The organism is Micromonospora rosaria (assembly GCF_001567585.1).
Classification (GTDB): Bacteria; Actinomycetota; Actinomycetes; order Mycobacteriales; family Micromonosporaceae; genus Micromonospora; species Micromonospora rosaria.
In genome coordinates this window covers 41,853-65,569 of sequence record NZ_LRQV01000018.1, presented here as the reverse complement: position 1 = coordinate 65,569, position 23,717 = coordinate 41,853, and the positions used below count along the sequence as shown (strand labels likewise).

Genomic DNA, 23,717 nt, shown 5'->3' with positions numbered 1-23,717 from the left:
GTGAACGCCGGGTCGTACCCGTCAGGTCCGGCGCGAGCGCGCCGGGCGCGTACCCCGACGGCCGGCGCCGGCGCCGGTCGTACCCCGTAGACCCGTTCCGGTGCCTGCGCCGGACGTGACCGGGCGGCGCGTCGCCGCCCGTCGAGCGAACCGTATCGAGAGGAACCACCGTAATGACCCGTGAAGAGATCACCACCGGCCTCGCCGAGATCCTCGAAGAGGTCGCCGGGGTGAACCCGGAGGACGTGGCCGAGGGGAAGTCCTTCACCGACGACCTGGACGTCGACTCGCTCTCCATGGTGGAGGTCGTGGTCGCCGCCGAGGAGAAGTTCGGCGTCAAGATCCCGGACAACGAGGTGCAGAACCTGAAGACCGTCGGGGACGCCGTCAGCTACATCGAGGCGCAGTCCTGACATGAGTCGCATCGACGTCGTCGTCACCGGGCTCGGCGCGACCACCCCGCTGGGCGGGGACGTCGCGTCGACCTGGGACGCCATGCTCGCCGGCCGCTCCGGGGTGGGTCCGCTCACCCAGGAGTGGGCCGAGCAGTTGCCGGTACGGATCGCCGCCCAGCTCGCCGTCGATCCGAGTGAGCTGATCGACCGGGTCAAGCTGCGCCGGCTGGACCGGTCCGAGGCGATCGCCCTGATCGCGGCGCAGCAGGCCTGGGCCGACTCGGGGCTGGCCGACTCCGGGTTGGACCCGGAGCGGCTGGCGGTCAGCGTGGGCTCCGGGATCGGTGGCGCGACCACCCTGCTCGCCCAGGACGACATCCTGGAGAAGTCCGGCCCGCGCCGGGTCTCCCCGCACACCGTGCCGATGCTGATGCCGAACGGCCCCGCCGCCTGGGTGGGGCTGGAGCTGGGCGCGAAGGCCGGCGTGCACTCGGTGGCCAGCGCCTGTGCCACCGGCGCGGAGGCGATCTCGCTGGGGCTGGACCTGATCCGCGCCGGCCGGGCCGACGTGGTGGTGGCCGGCGGCACCGAGGCGGTCATCCACCCGCTGCCGATCGCCGGGTTCGCCTCGATGCGGGCCATGTCGACCCGCAACGACGACCCGGAACGCGCCTCCCGCCCCTGGGACAAGGGCCGGGACGGGTTCGTGCTCGGCGAGGGTGCCGGGGTGCTGGTCCTGGAACGGGCCGACCACGCCGCCGCCCGGGGCGCCCGGGTGTACGCGCGGCTCGCCGGGGCCGGGGTCACCTCCGACGCGTACGACATCGTGCAGCCACACGCCGAGGGTGAGGGCGCGATCCGGGCGATCCGCAAGGCGATCGTCGACGCGGACGTGGCCACGTCGGACATCGTGCACGTCAACGCGCACGCCACCTCCACCCCGGTCGGGGACATGCTGGAGATCGGCGCGCTGCGGGCCGCGCTCGGTGACCACCCGGTGCTCTCCGCCACTAAGTCGATGACCGGGCACCTGCTCGGCGCGGCCGGTGCGTTGGAGTCGATCGCCACGATCCTGGCCATCCGGGACGGGGTGGTGCCGCCGACGATCAACCTGGACGACCCGGACGAGAACCTCGACCTGGACGTCGCCGCGCACAAGGCACGCCACCTGGAGGTCCCCGCCGCGCTGAACAACGCGTTCGGTTTCGGCGGGCACAACGTGGCGCTCGTCTTCACGCGGGCCTGAGCACGCACCACACCCGACGCCCCGGAACCGACGGCGCCGGGTGCAAGGAAGGGCCCCTTGTTAACACCCGGGTGTTAGCAGGGGGCCCTTCCTTGCACTGGATCAACCGGAAGACGCACCGCCGCCGTGCCGACGCCTGTCGGCCATCTTCGGATGTTAAAAAGGGGCCCCTCCTATGCAGGAAGCGATTGCAGGGGGCCCTTCCTTACACCGAGGAGCACGTCGTGGAAGCGACCGAGATCCGCAAGCTCGCCGCCCTGGAGGACAGCCACTGGTGGTACCGGGAACGGCGGGTGCTGCTGGGCCGGGCGCTGCGCCGGCTGGCCGCCACCGGTACGCGACCGGAGCGGGCGCTGGACATCGGGGCGGCCGGCGGCGGCAACACGCGGGTGCTGCGTGACCACGGGTGGCGGCCGGTGGCGCTGGAGTACAGCGCCGAGGGGGCCGAGGTGGCCCGGGAGCGGGGGCTGGCCGTGGTCCGGGCCGACGCCCGGCACCTGCCGCTGCCCTCGGCGAGCCTGGGGCTGGTGGTCGCCTTCGACATCCTGGAGCACGTCGACGAGGACCACCTGGCCGCCGCCGAGATCCGCCGGACGCTGCGGCCGGGCGGTACGGCGCTGATCGCCGTACCGGCCGACATGGCGCTCTGGTCGGCGCACGACGAGGCGGTCGGGCACGTCCGCCGGTACGACCGGGAGTCGCTGCGGGCGGTGACGGCCAAGGCCGGGTTGGTGGTGGACGAGTTGTGGAGTTGGAACGTGCTGCTGCGCCCGGTGGCGGCCTGGCGGCGGCGGACCTCCACCGGCAGTGACCTGGGCGGCGTGCCCACGGTGGTGAACCTGGGGCTGCGGGCGGTCGTCGCGGCCGAGCGGTACCTGCCGGTGCGTGGGCTGTCGGGGGTGTCGCTGATGCTGCGCGCCCACCGCCCCACCTGACACCGGCCCCCAGGCGACCGGGTACGGACTTGAGTCTCCAGCCGCTGGAGGGTCCAGGGTGAGGGGTGTGAACGACCGCACCGAGCTGTTCACCATCGGACAGCTCGCCCGCCGTACCGGGCTGACCGTCCGTACCATCCGGTTCTGGTCCGACGAGGGGCTGCTCGAACCGACCGACCGCTCGGCCGGTGGGTACCGGCTGTACGACGGTGCCGCCGTGGCCCGCCTGGAGCTGCTGCGTACCCTGCGGGAGCTGGGGGTGGGGCTGGCGCAGACCCGGGCCGTGCTGGACCGTCAGGCCACTGTCGCGGAGATCGCCGCCGCGCATGTGCGGGCCCTGGACGCCGAGATCAGGGCGCTGCGGCTGCACCGGGCGGTGCTGCGGTCGGTCACCCGACGTGCTGGCACGACCGAGGAGCTGAGACTCGTGAACGACCTGGCCCGCCTCTCCGCCCGGGAGCGGCAACTGATCATCGACGACTTCGTGGCGGAGGTCTTCGCCGACCTGCCCACCGACTCGCCGGGCGCCGGCATCGCGCAGGCGATGCGGATGATGCCCGCCGAGCTGCCCGAGGACCCCACCGACGCCGAGGTGGACGCCTGGGTGGAGCTGGCCGAGCTGGTGCAGGACCCGGAGTTCCGTCGCCGGACCCGGGAGATGGCGGTGGCTGGCGCGGAGCAGGAGACCCCGCCGGAGCCGCTGCCGGACGTGACCCCCGCGCGGGAGGCTCTCGCCGCCGGGATCGCGCCGGACTCCCCCGCCGCCCGGGAGGTCGTCGACCGGCTCTTCCCCGGGATGCCCGCCGGGGAGCGGGTGGCGCTGGCCGACCGGATGGCCGTCTTCACCGACCGGCGGGTGGAGCGGTACTGGGAACTCGTCGGCGTGCTCCACCGGCGGCCGGCCTTCCCGCCCATGGTCCCGGCCGTGGAGTGGCTGATCGCCGCCCTGCGCGGACGGCGTGACTGATCGCCGCGCTGCGGGGACGGCGGGGCTGATCGCCGCAGCGGGCTGACGTCCTCGCGCCGGCTACCATCCTCGCGCCGTCGAATCATCGACGGAACCATCCACGAGGACGTGACATGTATCGACGCGTGGCCGCACTGGCCGCACTCGCCCTGATCCTGACCACCGGCTGCGCCACGGAGGCGGCCGATCCGCCGGCCTCCGCCGCCGGCGCCACCCCGGTGGTCGAGGGGCCGCCCTGGCACGACGAGATCAAGCCGGGGTCGGCGGGTACCACGGTCGGCGCCGGAGGTTCCGGCTGCGACCTGCCGGTCACCTTCTCGGTACCGGAGGAGATGAAGGCCAAGCGGATCGAGGTACCCCAGGGGGAGCTGGCGGCCGAGCTGGCGGAACTGATCCGACGGGGCGGGGCCGTCGCCGAGTGTGAGGTCGACGGCCGGCCGGCCGTGCCGGGTTTCTTCCAGGTGTGGACGGTCGACAAGCCGGGCGTGGCGCCCCGACCGGCCCTGGAGGCCTTCGTCGCCGCCGGCCACCAGCCCGGGGAGACGATGAACGGCGTCAGCCTGCCGGGGGTGACGGTCGCCGACGCGCAGTACCGGGACGTGCGGGCCGGGGCCCTCGACGCGGTCGAGGCGACCTGGACCATCACGAACACGCTGGTCGACGACGAGGCGAGGCGGGGGTGGGCGCTGGCGGTCCGGGCCGGTGACCGGACCGTCCTGCTGAGCGTCAACACCAGCCTGATCACCGAGCCCGGGGACGTGCTGCCCGGGTACCGGCTGGCCACCGGGACCCTCGCCGCCGCCGGCTGACGGGTGTTAAGAAGGGCCCCCTGCTCTACCGAAAGCGTTAACAGGGGGCCCTTCCTTACACCAGGGCGGCCTCGCGGGCCAGGGTGACCGCGCCGAGCAGGGCGGCCTGGTCGGGGAAGGCGGACAGGACCAGTTCGGGGCGGTGCGGCAGCACCTCGGCGAGCCGGTCGGCGAGCAGGCCCCGGATCAGGTCGCTGCCGGCCACCCCGCCGACCAGCACCACCCGCTGCGGGTCGAGCAGCAGGCAGCAGGTGACCAGGTGCCGGGCCAGTTCGTCGACCCGGGCCAGCAGCACGTCCCGGAACCGGCCCGGGTCGCCGGCCCGGTCGGCGAGACCGGCCGCCCCGCCGGGTACGCCCAGCTCGGCCGCGAGCCGGTCCAGCGCCCGGCCGGAGAACTCCAGCTCCAGCATGGTCCCGGGCCAGTGGGCGCCGGTGACCGCGTACCCGATCTCGCCGGCCGCGCCGCGGTGCCCGGCGACGACCCGGCCGCCGACCGTCACCGCCGCCGCGACGCCGGTGCCGATCCCGACCACCAGGCCGGGGTCGGCGTCGCGCAGCGCGCCGAGGCGCAGCTCGGCGAGGGCGGCGGCGTTCAGGTCGTTGTCCACCGCGACGGTACCCACGCCGAGCCGCTCCCGGACCGCGTCGGCCAGCCGCAACCGTTCCCAGCCGGGCACGTTCGGGGCGAGGTCGATGCCGTCGGGGCGGACCACCCCCGGCGAGGCGATGCCGGCGGCGGCCAGCCGGCCGCCGTGCGCGGCGACCAGCTCGGCGGCGAGGGTCAGGGCCCGCTCCAGGGCCTGCGGCGCACCGCGTTCGGCGTGCGTCGGCACCCGCTCGTGGGCCAGCAGCCGGCCCTGGCCGTCGGCCACCCCGACGGCCATCTTGGTGCCGCCAAAGTCGACGCCGAGCAGCAGCCCGCCCGGCGTGCCGGCCTGGACCGCCGACCGCCCCGCCACCTGGACGCCGGTCATCGGGCCATCGTCCCGGCGGTGTGGTCGAGGGCGGCGTCGGCGGCGGCGAGCCGGTCCCGCAGCGCGGCGAGCCGGCCGGTCACCGTGTCGAAGGTGCCGCGCAGGACGTCGACCTGGGCGCGGACGGCGGCTGTCCCGGGACCGTCGACCTGGGCCCGCGCCAGCACCAGGGCCGGGCGGACGGCGGCGGCGATCAGGTCGTCGACCGCGGCGTCGGCGAGCGGGCCGGTGAGCCCCTCGGCGGCCTCGCGGACCGTGGCGGCGGTCCAGGTCGCCGGGGCTCCGGCGCGGACCAGCCGGCCCACCACCGAGTGCGCGGCCCGGAACGGTACGCCGTGGCGGGTGAGCGCGTCGGCGGCGGCGGTCGTGGTGGCGCCGGAGGCGACGATCTCGTCCGCCGACGGTGGCTCCAGCGGCTCGATCTCGGCGAGGAAGCCGCCGAGCAGGGCGAAGAACCGGTCGCTGCGGTCGTTGCTCTCCCAGAGCCGGACCTGCACGTCGGTGGTGGCGTTGTTGGAGTCCTCCCACCAGGCCGCGCCGACGTTGTTCAGCACCGAGGCGGCGTCGGCGGCGGCCTGCCCGGCGTACGACACCAGGTGCTCCAGCACCACCGGGTTGCGCTTCTGCGGCATGATGCTGCTGCCCTGGGTGAAGTCGCCGGGGGTGGTGACCCAGCGCCAGCTCAGCCAGTCCATCAGGGTGCGGGCCAGCCGCGCCCCGGTGGCCAGCGCCTGGGCGTTGAGGGTGCCCACCCGGACCAGGTGGTCCGCGCCGGCCACCGCCTCGTACGAGTTGGTGACCACGGCGCGGAAGCCGAGCAGTTCGGCCACCCGGGCCGGGGCGATGTCCAGGTCGGTGCCGGCGAACGCGCAGGAGCCCAGCGGCGAGACGTTGAGCTGGTCGAGCAGGTCGGCGTAGGCGACCGCCTCCCCGGCGAGCGCCTCGGCGTACCCGCCGAGGGCGTGCCCGATGGTGGTGGGCTGGGCGGGCCGCCGGTGGGTGTACCCGGTGATCACCACGTCGGCGTACCGGTGGGCGCGGTCCAGGGCGACCGCGCCGGTGGCGAGCACCCGGTCGAGCACCCCGGCCACCTGGTCGCGCAGCAGCATCCGGAACACCCCGGCGTCGAGGTCGTTGCGGCTGCGGGCCATCTGCACGTCGAGTTCGGCGGTGGGGATCCCGCAGGCCGCCGCGAGCCGCTTCTCCACCAGGTAGTACGTGTCCTCGAAGCTGCCGTCGAAGGCCGGCGGCGCGGCGGGGTCGGCGCGCAGCTCGGCCAGTCCCCGCAGCAGCCGGGCACCCCGCTCGGCCGGGACCAGGCCCTGCTCGGTCAGCATCACCACGTGCGCCTGGCTGGCCCGCACCATCGCCGGGAAGAGGTACCCGACGTGGTGGTCGTAGGTGGGGCGCAGGTGGTGCCGCTGGTAGGTGGTCAGCGCGGGTGTGCTCATCAGGAGATCCTTACTTCCTTCCAGGCCGGGGCGGCACCGGTGGCCGCCCCGGCGGTCGGCCGGTCAGTCGCTCAGGCCGAGCAGTCGTTCGGCGTTCCCGGCGAAGATCGCGCGCAGGTGGTCGTCGGGCAGGCCCAGCTCCCGGCAGATCCGTAGCTGGTCGTCGAGGTAGCGGGTGACGTACCCGCGCGGGAACCAGGACGAGTCGCTGCCGAACACGATCCGGTGCGGGCCGATGGTCTCGTAGCAGCGCCGGAAGAGGTCCTCCAGCGTCAGCCGGTACGGCATCCAGCGCACCCACTGGTTGGAGCCGGAGGTGTCGACGTGGATGTTCGGGCAGCCCCAGGCGGCGAAGAGCAGGTCCTGCACGTGCTGCACGCCGAAGTGCGGCACCACCACGGTCAGCTCCGGGAACCGGCGGGCCATCCGGACCAGCTCGTCCGGGCCGCCGTACCGGCCGACGGTGAGGCCACCGGCACTGCCGTAGTGCCCGATGTGGATCAGCACCGGCACGCCCAGGCGCTGGGCGGCGCCCCAGAGCGAATCGAGGTCCTCGCCGTCGAGGGGTCCACGCAGCAGCGGGGCGAAGAGCTTCAGCCCGCGCAGTCCCCGTTCGGTCACCGCCCGGTCCAGCTCGGCGGCGGCCCCGGGGGCGTACGGGTCGTGGTGGGCGAAGCCGAGCAGCAGGTCCGGGTGCCGGTCGACCACGTCGGCGACGGCGTCGTTGCCGCCTCCGGTGACGAAGACCGCCTTGCGCACGCCGACCCGGCGCAGCTCCTCCGCCCACCGGTCGGCCTCGTCCCGCCAGTCCGGCGCGGGCGGTTCCGGGTCGGGGAAGCCCCACGCCTGCCGCCACGCGGTGGCGTACGGGGCGGAGGCGGCGGAGCGGACGGCCCGTTCGTGCGCCCCGCCCGGGTGCATCCCGGCGGCCTCCTCGCAGGCGTGGATCGTCTCGTCCGCGCCGATGCGGAAGTGCAGGTGGAAGTCGACGATCTCCAGTCCCCGGTCGACGGTCACGACGGCACCTCCGCGCCCGGGGTGGCCCCCGGCTCGGGCAGCGGGTCGGCGGTCGGCGGGGCGGGCGGCGGGGCGGCCACCCAGGCGGCGACGATCTCCCGCAGCCGGGCCCCGGCGACCTGCCGGACCCGGTCCCCGGCCGGCACGCTGGCCAGGGAGATGTGCCCGGACCAGCCCTGCCACGGGTCGGGCCGGGACTCCACCAGCACGTACGGGTGGGCCACCGGCAGCTTCGGCTTCGGCGGCAGGTCGGTGACCGCGTCGAGGCGTACCGCGTCGGGGTCGAACCCGAGCACCCCGGAGGTCTCGTACGCCCCGCCGTGGCCGCGCGAGGGCAGCTCGCCGTAGATCTCGCCGGTCTCCGTCGGGGTGACCAGCTGGAACCAGTTGACCAGCAGCAGGCTGGCCTGCCGGCGGCCGGAGACCCACTCCATGGCGGCCCGGACGGTGGACATGTTGGCGTCGTGGCCGTTGACGATCAGCAGCCGGCCGAACCCGGCGGCGACGATCCCCTCGATCACGTCGGCGAGGTAGCCGACGGCGATCTCCGGGCGGATCGCCACGGTGCCGGGCCAGGGCCGGGTCTGCCCGGGGCAGGCCGCGTACGGCACGGCGGGGAAGAGCACCCCGCGCGGGCCGCCGGGGCTGCGCCCGCTCTCGGCGGCGAAGCCCTCGGCGAGGATCAGGTCGGTGCCGAGCGGCAGGTGCGGGCCGTGCCACTCGACCGCCCCGACGGGCAGCACCGCGAAGTCCGCCCGCGCGGCGACCTCCGCCAGTTCGCCCCCGGGTACCCGGGTGACGGGCAGCAGTCCGCCGGCCTGCGGCCAGGTGGCGGTCACGCCGACCACCTCGCCGCTTCCCGGGACGCCGACCGGCCGTTCTGGAGCCGGCCGGAGATCACCATCACCACGAAGATCAGCACCACCTGGAGCATGCCGTACGCGGCGGCGGTGCCGATCTCGAACGAGTACATCCGGTTGTTGATCTCGACGGAGATCGGCGCGGTCTGCGAGGTGTAGATCAGCACCGAGGCGACGAACTCGCCGACCCCGTTGACGAAGGCGAGCAGCGCGCCGGCCGCCACGCCGGGCAGCATCAGCCGCAGGGTGACCGTGCCGAACGCCCGCCACCAGGAGGCGCCGAGGTTGCGGGCCGCCTCCTCCAGCGACGGGTCGATCTGGGCCAGCGTCGCCGAGCTGGAGCGGAACACCAGCGGCAGGAACCGCACGAAGTACGCCAGCGGCATGATCCAGAAGGTGCCGATCAGCACCTGCCCGAAGCTGAACGCGTTGCCGGTGCTGAACGCCGAGATCAGGTTGATCGCCACCACCGTGCCGGGCAGCGCCCAGGCCAGCATGACCGCCACGTCCAGCAGCGCCCGGCCCCGGAAGTCCAGCCGGCGCACCGCGTAGGCGATCAGCACGCCGACCACCACGCAGCCGACGGTCGCCAGCAGGCTCATCTGCAACGAGTTGAGGATCGGCTGGAACGCCTTCGGGTCAGAGAAGATCGTGACGAAGTTCTGCCAGGTGTACGCCGACGGGATCACCTCGGTGGTCCACGAGCCGTCCGCGCTGAACGCGACCAGGGCGATGGTGCCCACCGGGGCGAGCAGCACCACGGTGGCCAGGATCGAGGCGGCCAGCGCGGCCCACTTGCCGAACGGGTTGGTGATCTCCCGCCGGTGCGCGGCGACACCCTTGGACTGCGAGCGGTAGCTGCGCCGCCCCTCGTACCAGCGCATGCCGAGCAGGAACAGGATCGACACCACCGCCAGCACCGAGGCGTAGGCGGAGGCCATCGGCAGGTCGCCGTTGGTGCGGTTGATGTAGATCTGCATGGTCATCGTGCGGTCCACCCCGAACAGCAGCGGGGCGGTGTACGACGCCAGCGAGGTCATGAAGACCAGCAGGGACGCCGAGACCAGCGCCGGGGTGAGCATCGGCAGCAGCACCGTGCGCCAGACCCGTACCCGGCCCGCGCCGAGGTTGTAGGCGGCCTCCTCCACCGAGGGGTCCATCCCCGCCAGGGCGGCGGAGGCGGCCAGGTAGAAGAACGGGTACATGGTGAAGGTGTGCACCACCAGCACCCCGGCGATGCCGGTGAACGGCAGCACCGGGTTCTCGGTGCCGAAGAGCTGCTGGAGGCCGCGCGGCAGGATGCCGGTCTCGCTGTAGAGGAGCTGGAACGAGATCGCCCCGATCAGCGGGGGCAGCGCCGCCGGCACCAGGATGATCGCCTCGATCAGCCGGCGGCCGGGGAACTGGAAGCGCTTGAGCAGGAACGCCATCGCCACGCCGACGATGCCGCAGAGCAGCACGCTGGCCGCCGAGATGAGCAGGGAGGTGAGCAGCGAGGAGCGGGCCACCCCCTCGCCACTGAGGAACTCGGTGTAGTTGGCCACCCCGTCCACCCCGACGCTCTCGGCGAAGGTGGCGAACATGGGCTGGACGACGTACCCGAAGAGGATCAACGCCAGCGGGAAGACCAGCACGTACGGGAACCAGCGCGAGCTGGCGCCCCCGGAGAGCCGGTCGGCGAGGCGGGGCCGGCGGTCCCGCCCGGAGGGGGTCGGTTCCCCGGTGACCGGGGGGACGGTGGCGGCGGTCGGGGCGGCTGTCACGGTCGCACCACCCACATCCGCTCCCGGGTCAGCCGCAGCCCGACCTGGTCGCCGACGGCCAGCCCGGCCGGTACGTCGATCGCGGCCACCTGCACCGACTCGCCGGCCACGTCCACGATCAGGTTGGTGGCCATGCCGGTGAACTCCAGCTCGGTCACCCGGCCGGGCAGCGCCCCCGGCTCGGTGGTCGAGGTGAGGCCGATGTGCTCGGGGCGGACCGACACCAGCGCGGTCTCCCCGGCGCGCAGGCCGTGCCCGACCGGGGCGGCGACCACGGTCTCGCCGCCGTCGGGCAGCCCGACGGTCACGCTGTCGTCGGTGCCGCCGGTCACCGGCAGGGAGAGCACGTTGCTGCGGCCGATGAAGCGGGCCACGAAGGCGGTCGCCGGCCGGTGGTAGATCTCCCGGGGGGCGCCGATCTGCTGCACCCGGCCGGACTCCATCACCGCGATCCGGTCGGACATCGCCATCGCCTCGGCCTGGTCGTGGGTGACGTAGATGGCGGTCGTGCCGCTCTCCTTCTGGATCCGCCGGATCTCCGTGCGGGTCTCCTCGCGCAGCTTGGCGTCGAGGTTCGACAGCGGCTCGTCGAGCAGCAGGGTACGGGGCCGGATGACCAGGGCGCGGGCCAGCGCCACCCGCTGCTGCTGGCCGCCGGAGAGCTGGTCGATGCGCCGCCCGCCGTACCCGGCGAGGTGCACCTGGCCGAGCGCCTCCTCGACCCGCCGCCGCGCGTCGGCCCGGCCCACCTTGCGGATCTTCAGGCCGTACGCGACGTTCTGCGCGACGCTCATGTGCGGGAAGAGGGCGTAGTTCTGAAACACCATGCCGGTGTCGCGCTTGTTCGGCGGGCGCCGGGTGACGTCCTCCGCGCCGAACCTGATCCGCCCCGACGTGGGGAAGTAGAACCCGGCGACCATGCGCAGGGTGGTGGTCTTGCCGCAGCCGCTCGGGCCGAGCAGGGTGAAGAACTCACCAGCGGCGATGGTGATGTCGACGTCGTCGACGGCCGCGGTGTCGCCGGCGCGGGCGAACCGCTTGCTCACCGACTCCAGCGTGACATCGATCATGATGTCCTCCTTCGTGTGCTGCCGGCGACTGGAAGGAAGGGCACCTTCTTAACGCCTCCGGTCGAGAAGGTGCCCCTTCTCACGTGGTCAGGCCGTCGGATGACGCCGGGTGCGCGGCGGTCGGCCCCGCACCCGGCGTCGCTCCGGTCAGCCCTTGTTCTTGATCTGGCTGTTCCAGTGGTTGATCCACTCGGTCTCGTTCTTGGCGATGACGTCCCAGTCGACGTTCATCGGCTTGAGGTCGAGCTGGGCCAGCCACTCGGGCTGGTCGGCGATCTCCACGGCCGGGATCTGGTAGTAGTCCTTGGCCAGGTCGGCGCGGAGCGTGTCGTCGAAGAGGAACTCGATGAACTTCTGCGCGCCCTCGCTGTTGCCGCCCTTGACCGCGGCGAGGCCGTCGACCAGCACCGGGGCGCCGGAGGCCGGCATCACGAAGCCGAACGGCATGTTCGACTGGTTGGCCTGCAGCAGCACGTCCTGGAGGTTCCAGGCGCTGAGCACGCCCTGCTCCCGGGAGAGCTTCAGGTACAGGTCGGCCGGGTTGGCCGCGTACGAGCCGGTGTTGGCGTCGAGCCGCTTCAGCCAGTCGTACCCGGGCTGCGGGTTGCTGCCGTCGGGCGACAGGCGCTGGATCATCGAGGCGTAGATCGACCGCATGGTGCCGGACGCGGCCACGTCCCGGATGATGATCTTGTCTTTCCACTGCGGGTCGAGCAGGTCGTCCCAGTCCTTCGGCGCCTGCTCCGGGGTGAGCGCCTTGTTGTTGTACATGATCACCTCGGGGAGCAGGATCTCCCCGAACCAGCGACCCTCGGGGTCCTTGTACTGCGCGTCCATCTTCTCGGCGAAGGACGGCTGCCACGGCTCCAGCAGGTCCTCGGCCGCGCCGGAGGCCAGGCCCTGCTGGGTGCCGCCCCACCAGACGTCGGCCTGCGGGTTGGCCTTCTCGGCCCGGACCCGCTCCAGGATCTCCTGGGCGCCGATGTTGAGGATCTCGACCTTGCCCTGGTACTCGGGGTACTTCGCGGTGAACTTCTCCACGACGAAGTCGGCGACCTTCTTGTCGCGCGCGGTGTAGATGGTGATCTGCTCGGCGCCGCCGCCGTTGCCGCTGGCCGCGTCGTCCGAGTCGCCCGTGCCGCAGGCGGTGCCGGCGGCGAGCACGGTGGCGAGGGCTCCGGCGAGGAGAATCCGACGTCTCATGGGTGGTACCTCCGAGGGGAAAGGGGTCGTTCAGGGGCTGGGAAAGACTCAGGGGCTGGGCAGCAGGGCGGGCAGGCCGGCCGCCGCCGCGGCCAGGGCGTAGCTGACCGCGCCGTGCAGCACCGCCCGGTCGCCGAGCACCGCCCGGCGGACCTCGGTGGCGGCCGGCGCGGTCGCGGTGACCAGGGTCTGGAGGCGGTCGACGGCGGCGTCGTCGAGGTCGGCGGCGGCCCCGCTGAGCAGGACCCGGCCGGGGTCGATCACGCAGACGCAGGAGACGATCAGCCGGGACCAGGCGGCCAGCACCTCGTCGAGGTACGCCGCCGCCCGCCCGTCGGTGCGGGCCAGCTCGACCAGGGCGGCCACCGGCGCGTCCGGCCGCCGCCCGGGGGCCAGCGCGACGACCCGCTCGGCGACGGCGTTCTCCGACCAGCGGGCCTCGAACGGGCCGATCCCGTCGTGCCCCCGGTCGGCCGGGTCCAACGGCAGGAAACCGACCTCCCCGGCGGCCCCGCCGGAGCCCCGGCGCACCTGGCCGTCGAGGACCAGCCCGGCGCCGATGCCGTCGGCGACGTGCAGCAGGAGCAGGTCGGCGACGTCGCTGCCGGCCCCGGCGGCGTGCTCGCCGGCGGCCATCAGGTTCACGTCGTTGTCCACCACCACCGGCACCCCGAGGTGCCGCTGGACCGACTCCCCTATCGGCCGCCCCTCCACCAGCCCCACCGAGGGGGCCAGGCGGACCGCGCCGCCGGAGGAGACGCCGGGCGCCGCGATGGCGACCCCGCGCAGCGCCGGCAGGCCGTCGCCGGCCAGTTCGGGTACGGAGCGGCAGATGGTGTCGACGATGTCCCCGGCGAGACGGATGGTCCGGTGCGCGACGACCGTCCCGTCGCTGTCGGCGATCTCGCAACTGATCCGGGCCGGCTCCAGCGAGACGGCGGCGACCAGTTCGGCGCGGGGGTTGAACTCCAGCATGGCGCGGGGCCGGCCGGCGCGGGAGGTGCCGGGGCCGCGTTCGATCAGGTACCCCTCGGCGATCAGCTCCCGCACGAGGGGGGTGAGCGTGGCGGGGCTCAGCCCGGTGAGCTCGGTCAGCTCGGCGCGGGAGAGCACCCGCACCTGGCGGGCGGTGGAGATCACCGAGAGGCGCTTGATCTCCTTCGACCGCTCCCGGCTCACCGGGCTCGTTGGTGGCATCACCACGTCAGTCACACTTCCTTCCTACGGCGAACGAACTATCGAGTCAAGTAACGAATGGGTCTCGGATCTTCGCCAGCACGGCACTGAGCAGCGGAAACATCGAGGGAGGCCGAGCCCCAGCCCCGGAGGGCGGGAGGGTCAACCCACCGATCCGGCCGGGATTTATTTCTTCTGCGAATGAAGAAAAACGGAAAAGAGCATTGACGAGCGGCCTTGATCATCCCTAGCGTCACCGGGCGAAGGCCTTCCAGTGTGTACGGACTCCCGTACCGCTGCGTACCCGGCCGGGCGCTCCCACGCGGTGCGCCCGGCCGGTCCCGTCAGCGATCCGACCACCCCACCACGGCGGCTCGCGCCCTGCCGCGACCGTCCACCGTGGACGCTGATCGGACCTCGCACCCGGAAGGATCTGCATGCGAACACCGAGATTCCTCCTACCCGTGGCCCTGGCCCTGACCCTGGCCGCGACCCCCGGCACCGCCCTGGCCGCGCCGGCCGCCCAGGCCGAGCGTCCCCGCGACGCCGTCGACCTCGACGTGCTCTTCGTCAGCGCCCACCCCGACGACGAGGCCTCCAGCCTCGCCACCCTCGGCCAGTGGAAGGAGAAGCACGGCGTCAAGGCCGGCGTCGTCACCATCACCCGGGGCGAGGGCGGCGGCAACGCCATCGGCCTGGAGGAGGGCCCGCCGCTGGGCATCATCCGCGAGCGCGAGGAGCGCACCGCGATCGGCCGGGCCGGCGTCGAGCACCTCTACAACCTGGACCGGGTCGACTTCTGGTACACCGCCTCGGCGCCGCTGTCCGAGCAGATCTGGGGTCACGACGAGACCCTGGCCCAGATCGTGCGGATCATCCGGACCACCCGGCCCGAGATCATCATGACGATGAACCCGTCCCCCACCCCGGGCAACCACGGCAACCACCAGCAGGCCGCCCGGTTCGCCGCCGAGGCGTTCCACGCCGCCGCCGACCCGAAGGCCTTCCCGGAGCAGTTGCACCAGGAGGGGCTGAGCCTGTTCCGGCCGGCGAAGTTCCTGCGTACCGGGGGCACCGGCACCTCCTCGACCGGCCCGGGCTGCGCCACGAGCTTCCGCCCGACGGTCCCCACCGACCAGGTCTTCGGCATCTGGGAGGGCACCCCGAGCGCGTCCGGCAAGACCTGGGCGGAGATCGAGGTCGACGCCCGCCGGGACTACGTCACCCAGGGCTGGGCGAACACCGCCGCCGCCCCGACCAACCCGGCGAACATGCGCTGCGACTTCTACACCCTGGTCGACAGCCGGGTCCCGTACGACCCGACGGACACCTCGCCGGAGGCGATCCTGCGCGGCTCGGTCCTGCCGTCGGTCAAGGGCGGGCTGCGCCGGGGCACCGAGCTGTACCTGACCACCGACCGGTTCGACGTCGCCCCCGGCCAGACCATCGAGGTGACCGCCCACGTCCGGTCGGCCGCCGACCAGACGATCGAGGTGCCCCGGGTCGCGCTGCGCGCCCCGGACGGCTGGACCGTCCGTACCGTCACGGGCGTCGGCGCGTCCGTCCCGGCCGGCAAGGTCCGCAAGGCCGTCTTCAGCGTCACCGTGCCCGAGGGCGCCGACACCGGCGTGCAGAAGCTGCTCACCGCCACCCTGACCACCAAGGGCCAGGGCACCGGCACCACCGACGAGGCGGTCCGGGTGGTCGCCGACGTGCGGGGCACCCTGGAGGCGCTGCCCGAGGTGGGGCTGTTCCGCACCTGGGCCGCCGAGGGCGGGTACGGCCAGCTCGACACCCTGATCAAGCCGGTGCTCACCGTCGGCTCCGGCGGCAGCCGGGAGGTCACCGTCGACCTGCGCAACCACGGCACGACCCCGCAGAGCGGCACGGTCACCCTGGGCCTGCCGGAGGGCTTCACCGCCGACGCCGCCACGAAGAGCTACACCGACCTGGCGGCCGGCGCCACCGGCGCGGTCACCTTCACCGTGACCAACAGCGACGACACCCTGCCGACCGCGAACGAGGGTGGCGTCAACGGTGACTACGACCTGACCATCACCACCACCAGCAGCACCGGCAGCACCGTCGAGACCGGCGCGCTGGAGATCGTGCCGACCACCGAGATTCCGCACGCCGGCCACAACCACGCGGTGGACGGGGTGGCGAGCGAGGGCGAGTACCCGGGCGAGGAGCTGGACTTCTCCCGGATCTGGGAGGGGCAGGCGGTCACCCCCGCCGACGCCTCGGCCAAGGGCCGCATCGCCTGGACCCAGGACGCGCTGAAGGTCTTCGTCGAGGTCACCGACGACGTGCTCGGCCGCAAGGTGGTCCCGCAGGACTGCAAGCGGCAGCGCCGGACCGACAGCATCGAGATCATCGTCGACCCGAAGGGGAACTCCTCGGACACCTCGACGGTGTTCAAGGCGGGCATCTTCCCGATCACCGACGACCCGGCCAACGGCAACCCGCCGTGCTGGCAGCGCGACGCCGACAACCGGCAGGGTCCGGGCGAGCAGACCGCACCCGGCATGCAGGTGGTCAGCAAGGTCAGCGAGCCGTACACCGGGTACACCATCGAGGCGAGCATCCCGTTCGACGTGCTGCCCGACGCGGTGGACCCGCAGCGGATGGGCTTCAACGTGCTGGTCTACGACTCCGACACGCAGGACCTGTCGTCGCAGTCCCGGCTCGGCTGGTCGACCTTCACCGGCGTCCGGGCCGACCCGTACCGGTACGGCCTGGCCACGCTGCCCGGGTACACCCCGCCGCAGCGGGAGCCGAGCGCCCCGGTCTTCCCGGACACCGCCGCGCGCAGCGTGCACAGCCCGCAGACCCTCGCCCAGTCGGCGCTGGACGGGGTGGCTCCGGCCGCGGTCCGGAAGCTGCCCGCCGGTGCCCTCACCGTGACCGGGGTCCGGACGGTCAGCGGCGGGATCGAGGTGACGGTGAGCGCCGACCGGCGCGGCACCGCGTACCTGTACGCCTGGGACGGTGACACCTCGCGCGGCAGCCGCAGCGTCGACCTGCGCACCGACCGCCCGGTCAACGTGCTGATCCCGGTGGACGGGGGCAACCCGGCCCGGGTGCTGGCCGCCTTCGAGGCCGGCAACGGCAGTGGCGCCCTGGCTCAGCAGGTGATCGTGCGCCGCTGACCCGGCACCGGGCGGGACGGTGGTGGCGGACGGGACCAGCCGCCGCCGTCCCGCCCGGCCGGTCCACGCCGCCCCCGCCGCCGGCGGGGGCGGCTGCGGTTCAGCGCAGCCGGTAGACGGCCATCCGGGTGGTGTCGTACCGCAGGTCGGCCAGCTCGGGCAGGTCCGGCGACTCCAGCTCCACCGAGCGGTCCACCACCAGCCAGCGCACCCCGTACCGGTCGCGCAGGTCGGCCAGGCCCGCCTCGGTGGGCGCGGTGAACGCGGCGTCGTTGGCGCGCAGCCGGTCGGGGTCCCAGAACGCCGCGTACGGGCCACCGGGCCGGCCCACCATCCGGGGCGCGAACGCCCACCCCTCCACCAGCACCGACCGTTCGGCGTACCCGCTGAGCCAGAACGAGCGGGCGTCGCACCACCGGTCGTCCACCACCCGCCAGCAGTGCACGTTGGTGGCGAGCACGTCCCCGGGCGCGCTGTGCGCCCGGACCCAGCGGGCCGCCTCCACCCGTGACGCCGGCATCGGCACCACCGCGTACGCCCCGCCGTTGGGGTAGGTGCGGGCCGCGGCGGCGTCCAGCACCAGGCCGGGGGCGCCGGCCACCAGGACGCCGGTGAGCAGCACCGCCCCGCCCCGACCGGCCAGCCCCGGCCAGCGGCCCACCAGCGCCGGCCAGCCCAGCGCCAGCAGCAGCGCCAGCAGGGTCAGCACCGCCGCCCAGACCAGCAGCGGCAGCACCCCGCCGTACCCCTGGGTCGGCCCGCTCGCCGGGAACCGCCACTGGTACGCGGTGAGCAGCACCGCGAAGCCGGCCGCCGCCCCGACGAGCAGCAGCCGCCCGCGCCGCGCCAGCCCGGCCCGGTCCACCACCTCCGCCCAGCCCCAGGCGGAGAGGATCACCCCGAAGGTGAACCCGGCCCGCAGGAAGTACTGGTTGCTGCTGCCCGGGTGGGCGACCAGCAGGTACACCGCCGGCCCGGCGAGCGCCCCGCCGAGCAGGAACACCTGCACCGGCTCCGGCCGCCAGCGGCGGTACCGCAGCACCGCCACCGCGCCGGCCAGCCGGAGCTGGAGGTTGAGCAGGAAGGCGACGAGGACCACCAGCCAGAGCAGCCCGGTCACCGCCGCCGGGCGGTCGACGCCGTCGCCGACGTACCCGCGCAGGCCGGCGAGGGGCTCGACGGTGACCCCGTGGCTGACGAAGGCGAAGAGCACAGCGGTGGCGAAGAGCTGCGCGGCCAGGGTCAGCCCGGCGGCGGCGAGCACCGCCCGGGGCAGCCGCCGCCGGGTCGCCGTCAGCACCACCGCGACCAGGCCGAGCGCGGCCAGCACCACCGGCACCGAACTGGCCTTCGCCCCGGTCGAGGCGGCCAGGAAACCCGCCGCGAGCGCCCACGCCCCCCGCCCCAGCGGCGGGACGGTCACCCCCCGGGCCCGGCCGACGACCTCCCCGAGGGCGGCGAGCAACGGCAGCAGCAGCACCCAGCTGTACGTCATCGACGGGCTGCCCCAGACGATGAAGGTGACCTGGGTGCCGAAGAGCTGCCGCAGGCCGTTCTCGTAGCCGAACTCGCCGACGGCGAACATCAGCACGGCGGCGGCCACCCCGGCGTACGGCCGGCCGGTGATCCGCCAGCCGACCACCGCGACCAGCACCACGGCCAGCGCGCAGAGCGCCGGTACGGCCAGCCGGAAGAAGACCGTGGGCAAATCGACGCCGCTGACCAGGCTGCTCGCCGCGAGGTGGGCGAAGCCGAACCAGTGGTAGTGCAGCGGCTCGCCGGCCACCTGCGGCACCTGCGGCGGCATCTGGTGGGTCGCCGCCCCGGCGATGGAGAGCTGGAACGCCAGGTCGATGTACTGCGCCTGACCCTCCTCGGTGGGCAGCACCGGGTTGACCCGCAGGAACGACTCGACCAGATAGAGAGTGAACCCGGCCAGCACCGCCGTCACCGACCAGGCCCAGCCGGCCGGCACCCGGGCGTACCCGGTCGGCCGCCAGTGCCGGCGCAGCCCGGGTACCGCCGCGAAGGGCAGCACCACGGCCAGCGGCCAGAGCCGCAGCCAGCCGGGCGCGCCGAGGCCGACGGTCACCGCCCAGGCGGCCAGTTCCAGCACCAGCCCGAACGCCGCCCCCATGGCCAGGTCCTCGACCAGGGTGTGCGGGCGGCGACGCAGCGCCCGGTAGACGAGGGTGCCGGGCAGGAGAACGGCCAGCAGCGCGTACCCGGTCCACCGGGCCAGCGCCACCGGCGGCGTGCCGGTGGCCAGCAGGGCGGTGGCGACCACGGCGTACCCGACGAGGGCCGGCGCCCAGCGGACCGGGCCGGGCCGGGGCCGGGCGGCGGTGGTCGGGCCGGGGGCGGCCCCGGTGGCGAGCGCGGTCACCGCAGGCTGTCGGCCAGCTCGACCGGGGAGCCGCTGGCCCGGTCACCGACGGTGTCGCCGGCCTGCTCGTCGGCGGTGTCGCCGGCGACCAGGTACGCGGGGCGGGCCTGCACGGCGGTGTAGATCCGGGCCACGTACTCCCCGAGCAGCCCCAGGCAGAGCAGTTGCACCGCGCCGAGGAAGAGCACCGCCACGTAGAGCGAGGGCCAGCCGGTCACCGTGGCCCCGGCGGCCCAGGCGGCCACCGCCACCACCAGCAGCACCCCGCAGACCGCCACCCCGGCCAGCCCAAGCCAGGTGGCGACGCGCAGCGGCGCGGCGGAGAAGCTGGTGACGCTCTCGGCGGCCAGCCCGGCCATCCGGGACAGCGGGTACTTGGTCCGCCCGGCGGCGCGTTCGGCCCGCTGGTAGGTGACCTCTCCGCTGGGGAAGCCCAGCCAGGGCACCACCAGCCGGAGCACCGGGGCCCGCTCGGGCAGGTCCCGCAGCGCCGCCACCACGGCCCGGCTGAGCAGCCGGAAGTCGCCGGCCTGGGCGGGCACCTGCTTGCCGACCAGCCGCCGCATCAGGCGGTAGTAGCCGGTCGCGGTCCAGCGTTTGAACACGGTGTCCCGGCTGCGGTCCGCGCGGACGCCGTAGACCACGTCCAGCCGCTCGGCGCGGGCCCGGCGCAGCATCTCCGGGATCACCTCGGGCGGGTCCTGGAGGTCGGCGTCGAGGCTGACCACGTACGCCCCCCGGGCCCGGAACACCCCGGCGAGCAGGGCCGCCTGGTGTCCACTGTTGCGGCGCAGCCGCAACACCCGTACCTGGGGCCAGTCCGCCCGCAGCCCGGTCAGCCGGGCCGGAGTGCCGTCGGTGCTGCCGTCATCCACCGCCACCACCTCGTACGGCTCGGCCAGTCCGTCCAGGGTGGCCCGCAGCCGGTGGGCGAGCAGCGGCAGCACACCCTCCTCGTTGAACATCGGGATCACCACGGAGAGCGTCGGCTCCGGTCCGGTCACGGCGCTCGCCCCCCGGTTCGGCTGGCTGGCGGACAGCCGAACGCTACCAGCGGGCCCGGCGTCGCGGCGGGTCCCGCGCCGGCCCCGCGCCGGTCAGTCGCCGCAGGTGGTGGCGGGCAGGCCGGCGACCTTCACCGGGGACCGTCCGGTCGGCTCCGCCTTGCCGGCCAGCACCCGGGCCAGCCCGGTCATCGACGCCCGGCTCGACGAGTACGTCGCCAACAGCACCGGGGACGTCGCCCGCGCCAGCAGGTACGGAGTGTCCATGGCGACCGTGACCGCCGCGCCGGAGCGCAGGTCAGCGGTCCCGTCGCCGTACCCGACCAGGTGCACCACCCGGCCGCCCCGGGGCACCACCTCGACCCCCGCCGCCGTCAGCGCCTCGGTGAGCACCCGCCGGGTGCCGTCCCGGCCGCCGGAGGAGGTGACGGTGACCGGGCCGAGCACGGGTGCCGGGCCGCACGGGCCGCGCAGCACGGTGACCGCGGCGGTGGCGAGCTTCTCGGCGGCCTGCCGGTGCGCCGGGGCGTTCAGCGTGTCGAGGGCCGGGGTGGGGCGGTCGGCCAGCCGGAACTTCATGGTGAGCACCCGGGTGGCCGCCTCGACCAGGCGGTCCCGGGGCAGCGATCCGTCGCGCAGCGCGGCCAGCAGCCCGTCGTACGCCTTGGTGACGTTCGGCGGCATCAGGATGAGGTCGTTGCCGGCGGTGAGCGCCCGGACCGCCGCCTCCCCCGGCGACCACTTCTGGGCCGGCGCCATGTTCATCCCGTCGGTGATCACCACGCCCTGGAAGCCGAGCTGGCCCCGGAGCACGTCGGTGAGGACCGTGCGGGAGAAGGTCGCGGCGGTGCCCGGGTCCACCGAGCGGACATCGAGGTGGGCGGACATCACGGCGAGCGCACCGGCGTCGATGCCGGCGGTGAACGGCGGCCAGGCCTCCTTCGCCAGCTTCGCCTTGCTCTGCCCGAGCACCGGCAGCTCCGTGTGCGAGTCGTCGGCGCTGTGCCCGTGGCCCGGGAAGTGCTTGACGGTGGCCCCGACCCCGGCCGACTGCAACCCCCGCACGGCCGCGCCGACCTGCTTCGCCGCCCGCTGCGGGTCGGCCCCGAAGGACCGCGAGCCGATCACCGTGCTGCGGCTGACCAGCACGTCGGCGACCGGGGCGAAGTCCAGGTTGATCCCCATCGCGGCCAGCTCGGTGCCGGCGGCCCGCCAGGCGGCCTCGGTCAGCGCCGGGTCGTTCGCGGCCCCGGCGGCCAGCGCGCTGGGCAGCAGGGTCACCCCCTGGGTGACCCGGGTGACCACGCCGTACTCCTGGTCGGTGCCGATGAGGAAGGGCGCCGCGCCGGCCGGCAGCTTCCCCGCCGCCGCGCGCAGCCCGTCGGTCAGCTCGCGGACCTGCTTCGGGTTGTCGACGTTGGTGGTGGCCTGGTTGCCGGCGGTGGGGTCGTCGGCGGTGAAGCCGACCAGGATCAGCCCGCCCAGCCGGTACTTGGCGATCATCTCGGCCGGGGTGTCGACGCCGGCCAGCGCGCGGTTGCCGGCCGCCGAGCCGGCGGAGACCGTGGTCGCCGAGTCGCCGTAGGCGTACGCCATCAGCACCTGCCCGACCAGGTCCTCGTCACCGAGCGTGGCGACCAGGTCGGCGGCCCGGCCGGCCGGGTCGGCGGCGGCGTCCGGGGTGGGGGTCGCCGCCGCCGACGACGAGGTCGGCTCCGGTGACGGGGCGGCAGGGCGGTGCCGCTCCCCCGCGCAGCCCGTGGCGAGCAGCAGCGTCAGGGCGACGAACGCGACCCCGAGGCGGCGGGGCAGGGCGGGGCGGGTGGCGGGCGGCGGGGTGGCGTGGCGCGGGGAGGTCGACACGCCACCCATCCCAACAGCTCATCCCTTATCGGGGCAAGTCACCCCCGGCACCGGGGACGCGGGTGAGCCGACCCCGGCGAGCACGGGGAACGCCCCACCGGGCGGGGCGACTCAGCCGACCCGGGTGAGCAGGGTCACCGGGGCCCCGTCCCCGGCGTGCCGGTACGGCTCCAGTTCGGCGTCCCAGGCGGTGCCGAGCGCCTTGTCGAGGGCGTGGGCCAGCCCCTCGGGGGCCCGGACGGTCGCCATGATGCTGCGCAGCCGGTCCTCGCCGAGCTGGATGTCCCCGGCGGCGCCGACGGTCGCCCGGAACAGCCCCCGGCCGGGCACGTGCATGAACCGCTCCCCGTCGGCCCCCGGACTCGGCTCCTCGGTCACCTCGAAACGGATCATGGGCCACTGCCGGAGGGCAGCAGCCAGTTCGGCGCCCGTCCCCGGGCGACCGGTCCACCCGCACTCGGCGCGCCGGGCGCCGGGGTCGACGGGCTGGGCTGTCCACTGCAGGTTGACCGGCGCGGCAAGGACGCGCGCGATCGCCCACTCGACGTGCGAGCACACGGCGAGCGGGGTCGAGTGGACGTATACGACGCCACGCGTTGGCACGGTGACCTCCCGGAGAGCGAGGTGCGTCTTCCCCTACGACCTCGCGTCCACCGAATGGTCTGCGAAGACATGATGACTGCTGTGACGGATGGTGCGCCAGGGAATCGGAAAATTCGCGGTCCGGAATAGTCCCACCCGACGGGGTGGTTACGCACGTTTGGGACAGGCCGTGGGGACCGTCCGGGGTCCACGGTCGTGTAGAGTTTCCTCGGCGGTTTATGCCGCCGCACATCTTCGGTGGGTCGAGGTCCGGGCTCCTCCCGGGCGTCACGCGCCGTAGCCCCCGGACGACGTCCCGTCCTCCCGTACGTCTCACAAGGAGCACCTCCGTGGCGAGCAACACCTCAAAGACCGCGCGCGCGTCCGTCCGGGCCGGCCAGGCTGGCCAGGGTGGCGCCCTCAGCGTGCTGGGCGAGTTCAAGTACCTCATCCCGCTCAACGGCGGCAAGCACGCCTACGTCCGGAACCTGACCAACGGCAAGACCGCGCACCTGCGGACCGACTCCGAGGCCTTCGTCGAGGAGATCCGCACGCTGGCCACCGCCGGCCACGCCGCCAAGATCCGCGCCGAGATCGCCACCCTCGCCGCCGCCCACCCGGGCCACGGCTGGGACGACACCGAGAAGCGCCTCGTCGAGGCCGGCGTCTTCGAGGGCTGAGCCCTCCCGGGGGCGTCCCCGCCCTCACCCGCACCGCCCCAGTACCGCCCGTCGGCCGCGCCGGCGGGCGGTACTGTCGTGCCCGTCCGGGGCGGGGACGCGCCCGGCTTCCGGCCACGGGGGCACGGCCCCGGCCCGGCGGGCGGCACACCGCGGAGGTGTTCCTGACGGGTGTCCCGCTC

Annotated in this window: 19 protein-coding genes; 7 read left to right on the top strand and 12 right to left on the bottom strand. The window is 74.2% G+C overall.

Features of this window, described 5'->3' with window-relative positions:
- Nucleotides 1-173: 173 nt before the first annotated feature.
- The 5 genes from AWW66_RS08135 to AWW66_RS08115 all read left to right on the top strand — a co-directional run bounded on the left by AWW66_RS08135 (nt 174) and on the right by AWW66_RS08115 (nt 4,352).
- Nucleotides 174-413, top strand: a complete 240-nt coding sequence (locus AWW66_RS08135) for an acyl carrier protein (protein ID WP_067362079.1) — start codon at nt 174-176, stop codon at nt 411-413.
- A gap of 1 nt (nt 414) precedes the next feature.
- On the top strand, nt 415-1,641 hold the full coding sequence (gene fabF / locus AWW66_RS08130; RefSeq protein WP_067362076.1) for a beta-ketoacyl-ACP synthase II: 1,227 nt from the start codon (nt 415-417) through the stop codon (nt 1,639-1,641).
- A gap of 224 nt (nt 1,642-1,865) precedes the next feature.
- Complete coding sequence (locus AWW66_RS08125; protein WP_067362073.1) at nt 1,866-2,576, top strand: class I SAM-dependent methyltransferase; 711 nt, start codon at nt 1,866-1,868, stop codon at nt 2,574-2,576.
- A gap of 67 nt (nt 2,577-2,643) precedes the next feature.
- Nucleotides 2,644-3,543 carry a helix-turn-helix domain-containing protein gene (locus tag AWW66_RS08120; RefSeq protein ID WP_067362070.1) on the top strand — a complete coding sequence of 300 codons (900 nt, stop codon included), beginning with the start codon at nt 2,644-2,646 and terminating at the stop codon, nt 3,541-3,543.
- A 113-nt stretch (nt 3,544-3,656) separates the two neighbouring features.
- Complete coding sequence (locus AWW66_RS08115) at nt 3,657-4,352, top strand: lipoprotein (RefSeq protein ID WP_067362067.1); 696 nt, start codon at nt 3,657-3,659, stop codon at nt 4,350-4,352.
- 55 nt (nt 4,353-4,407) lie between these two features.
- Here AWW66_RS08115 and AWW66_RS08110 read toward each other — a convergent pair whose 3' ends face one another.
- The 8 genes from AWW66_RS08110 to AWW66_RS08075 form a co-directional block, all read right to left on the bottom strand.
- A complete protein-coding gene (locus AWW66_RS08110) occupies nt 4,408-5,328 on the bottom strand; it encodes an ROK family protein (protein WP_067362064.1) in 921 nt (306 codons plus the stop codon).
- Nucleotides 5,325-6,779, bottom strand: a complete 1,455-nt coding sequence (locus AWW66_RS08105) for an argininosuccinate lyase (RefSeq protein WP_067362061.1) — start codon at nt 6,777-6,779, stop codon at nt 5,325-5,327. Before AWW66_RS08105 ends, AWW66_RS08110 begins: the two co-directional genes overlap by 4 nt.
- Nucleotides 6,780-6,842: 63 nt before the next feature.
- Nucleotides 6,843-7,796: an amidohydrolase family protein gene (locus AWW66_RS08100; RefSeq protein WP_067362057.1), complete on the bottom strand. Its 954-nt coding sequence runs from the start codon at nt 7,794-7,796 to the stop codon at nt 6,843-6,845.
- Complete coding sequence (locus tag AWW66_RS08095) at nt 7,793-8,635, bottom strand: creatininase family protein (RefSeq protein WP_245648020.1); 843 nt, start codon at nt 8,633-8,635, stop codon at nt 7,793-7,795. The genes AWW66_RS08100 and AWW66_RS08095 overlap by 4 nt, the downstream gene beginning before the upstream one ends.
- Nucleotides 8,632-10,419 carry an ABC transporter permease gene (locus AWW66_RS08090; RefSeq protein WP_067362115.1) on the bottom strand — a complete coding sequence of 596 codons (1,788 nt, stop codon included), beginning with the start codon at nt 10,417-10,419 and terminating at the stop codon, nt 8,632-8,634. Before AWW66_RS08090 ends, AWW66_RS08095 begins: the two co-directional genes overlap by 4 nt.
- On the bottom strand, nt 10,416-11,489 hold the full coding sequence (locus AWW66_RS08085) for an ABC transporter ATP-binding protein (RefSeq protein ID WP_067362051.1): 1,074 nt from the start codon (nt 11,487-11,489) through the stop codon (nt 10,416-10,418). Before AWW66_RS08085 ends, AWW66_RS08090 begins: the two co-directional genes overlap by 4 nt.
- 147 nt (nt 11,490-11,636) lie before the next feature.
- On the bottom strand, nt 11,637-12,692 hold the full coding sequence (locus AWW66_RS08080) for an extracellular solute-binding protein (RefSeq protein ID WP_067362048.1): 1,056 nt from the start codon (nt 12,690-12,692) through the stop codon (nt 11,637-11,639).
- A gap of 48 nt (nt 12,693-12,740) precedes the next feature.
- A complete protein-coding gene (locus tag AWW66_RS08075) occupies nt 12,741-13,904 on the bottom strand; it encodes an ROK family protein (RefSeq protein WP_245648018.1) in 1,164 nt (387 codons plus the stop codon).
- A 401-nt stretch (nt 13,905-14,305) separates the two neighbouring features.
- Between AWW66_RS08075 and AWW66_RS08070 the strand changes: the two genes are divergently transcribed.
- Nucleotides 14,306-17,020, top strand: a complete 2,715-nt coding sequence (locus tag AWW66_RS08070; protein ID WP_067362045.1) for a sugar-binding protein — start codon at nt 14,306-14,308, stop codon at nt 17,018-17,020.
- A gap of 100 nt (nt 17,021-17,120) precedes the next feature.
- Here the strand turns inward: AWW66_RS08070 and AWW66_RS08065 are convergent, their stop codons facing one another.
- The 4 genes from AWW66_RS08065 to AWW66_RS08050 form a co-directional block, all read right to left on the bottom strand.
- Nucleotides 17,121-19,406 (bottom strand): hypothetical protein, encoded by a 2,286-nt coding sequence (locus tag AWW66_RS08065; protein WP_067362042.1) that lies wholly within the window; start codon nt 19,404-19,406, stop codon nt 17,121-17,123.
- Nucleotides 19,403-20,410, bottom strand: coding sequence for a glycosyltransferase family 2 protein (locus AWW66_RS08060; RefSeq protein ID WP_281179573.1), 1,008 nt, complete (start codon nt 20,408-20,410; stop codon nt 19,403-19,405). The genes AWW66_RS08065 and AWW66_RS08060 overlap by 4 nt, the downstream gene beginning before the upstream one ends.
- Before the next feature lie 93 nt (nt 20,411-20,503).
- Nucleotides 20,504-22,282 (bottom strand): glycoside hydrolase family 3 protein, encoded by a 1,779-nt coding sequence (locus tag AWW66_RS08055; RefSeq protein WP_083978317.1) that lies wholly within the window; start codon nt 22,280-22,282, stop codon nt 20,504-20,506.
- Nucleotides 22,283-22,384: 102 nt separating this feature from the next.
- Nucleotides 22,385-22,876, bottom strand: coding sequence for a DUF3145 domain-containing protein (locus tag AWW66_RS08050; RefSeq protein WP_067362039.1), 492 nt, complete (start codon nt 22,874-22,876; stop codon nt 22,385-22,387).
- A gap of 329 nt (nt 22,877-23,205) precedes the next feature.
- On the opposite strand from AWW66_RS08050, the gene AWW66_RS08045 reads away from it, so the two are divergent.
- Complete coding sequence (locus AWW66_RS08045) at nt 23,206-23,535, top strand: hypothetical protein (RefSeq protein ID WP_067362036.1); 330 nt, start codon at nt 23,206-23,208, stop codon at nt 23,533-23,535.
- The last annotated feature ends 182 nt before the right edge of the window (nt 23,536-23,717 follow it).

Coding starts and splice junctions, on each gene's coding strand:
- AWW66_RS08135 (WP_067362079.1), top strand. CDS start 174: ATGACCCGTGAAGAGATCACCACCGGCCTCGCCGAGATCCTCGAAGAG.
- fabF (WP_067362076.1), top strand. CDS start 415: ATGAGTCGCATCGACGTCGTCGTCACCGGGCTCGGCGCGACCACCCCG.
- AWW66_RS08115 (WP_067362067.1), top strand. CDS start 3,657: ATGTATCGACGCGTGGCCGCACTGGCCGCACTCGCCCTGATCCTGACC.
- AWW66_RS08110 (WP_067362064.1), bottom strand. CDS start 5,328: ATGACCGGCGTCCAGGTGGCGGGGCGGTCGGCGGTCCAGGCCGGCACG.
- AWW66_RS08105 (WP_067362061.1), bottom strand. CDS start 6,779: ATGAGCACACCCGCGCTGACCACCTACCAGCGGCACCACCTGCGCCCC.
- AWW66_RS08085 (WP_067362051.1), bottom strand. CDS start 11,489: ATGATCGATGTCACGCTGGAGTCGGTGAGCAAGCGGTTCGCCCGCGCC.
- AWW66_RS08080 (WP_067362048.1), bottom strand. CDS start 12,692: ATGAGACGTCGGATTCTCCTCGCCGGAGCCCTCGCCACCGTGCTCGCC.
- AWW66_RS08070 (WP_067362045.1), top strand. CDS start 14,306: ATGCGAACACCGAGATTCCTCCTACCCGTGGCCCTGGCCCTGACCCTG.
- AWW66_RS08055 (WP_083978317.1), bottom strand. CDS start 22,282: ATGGGTGGCGTGTCGACCTCCCCGCGCCACGCCACCCCGCCGCCCGCC.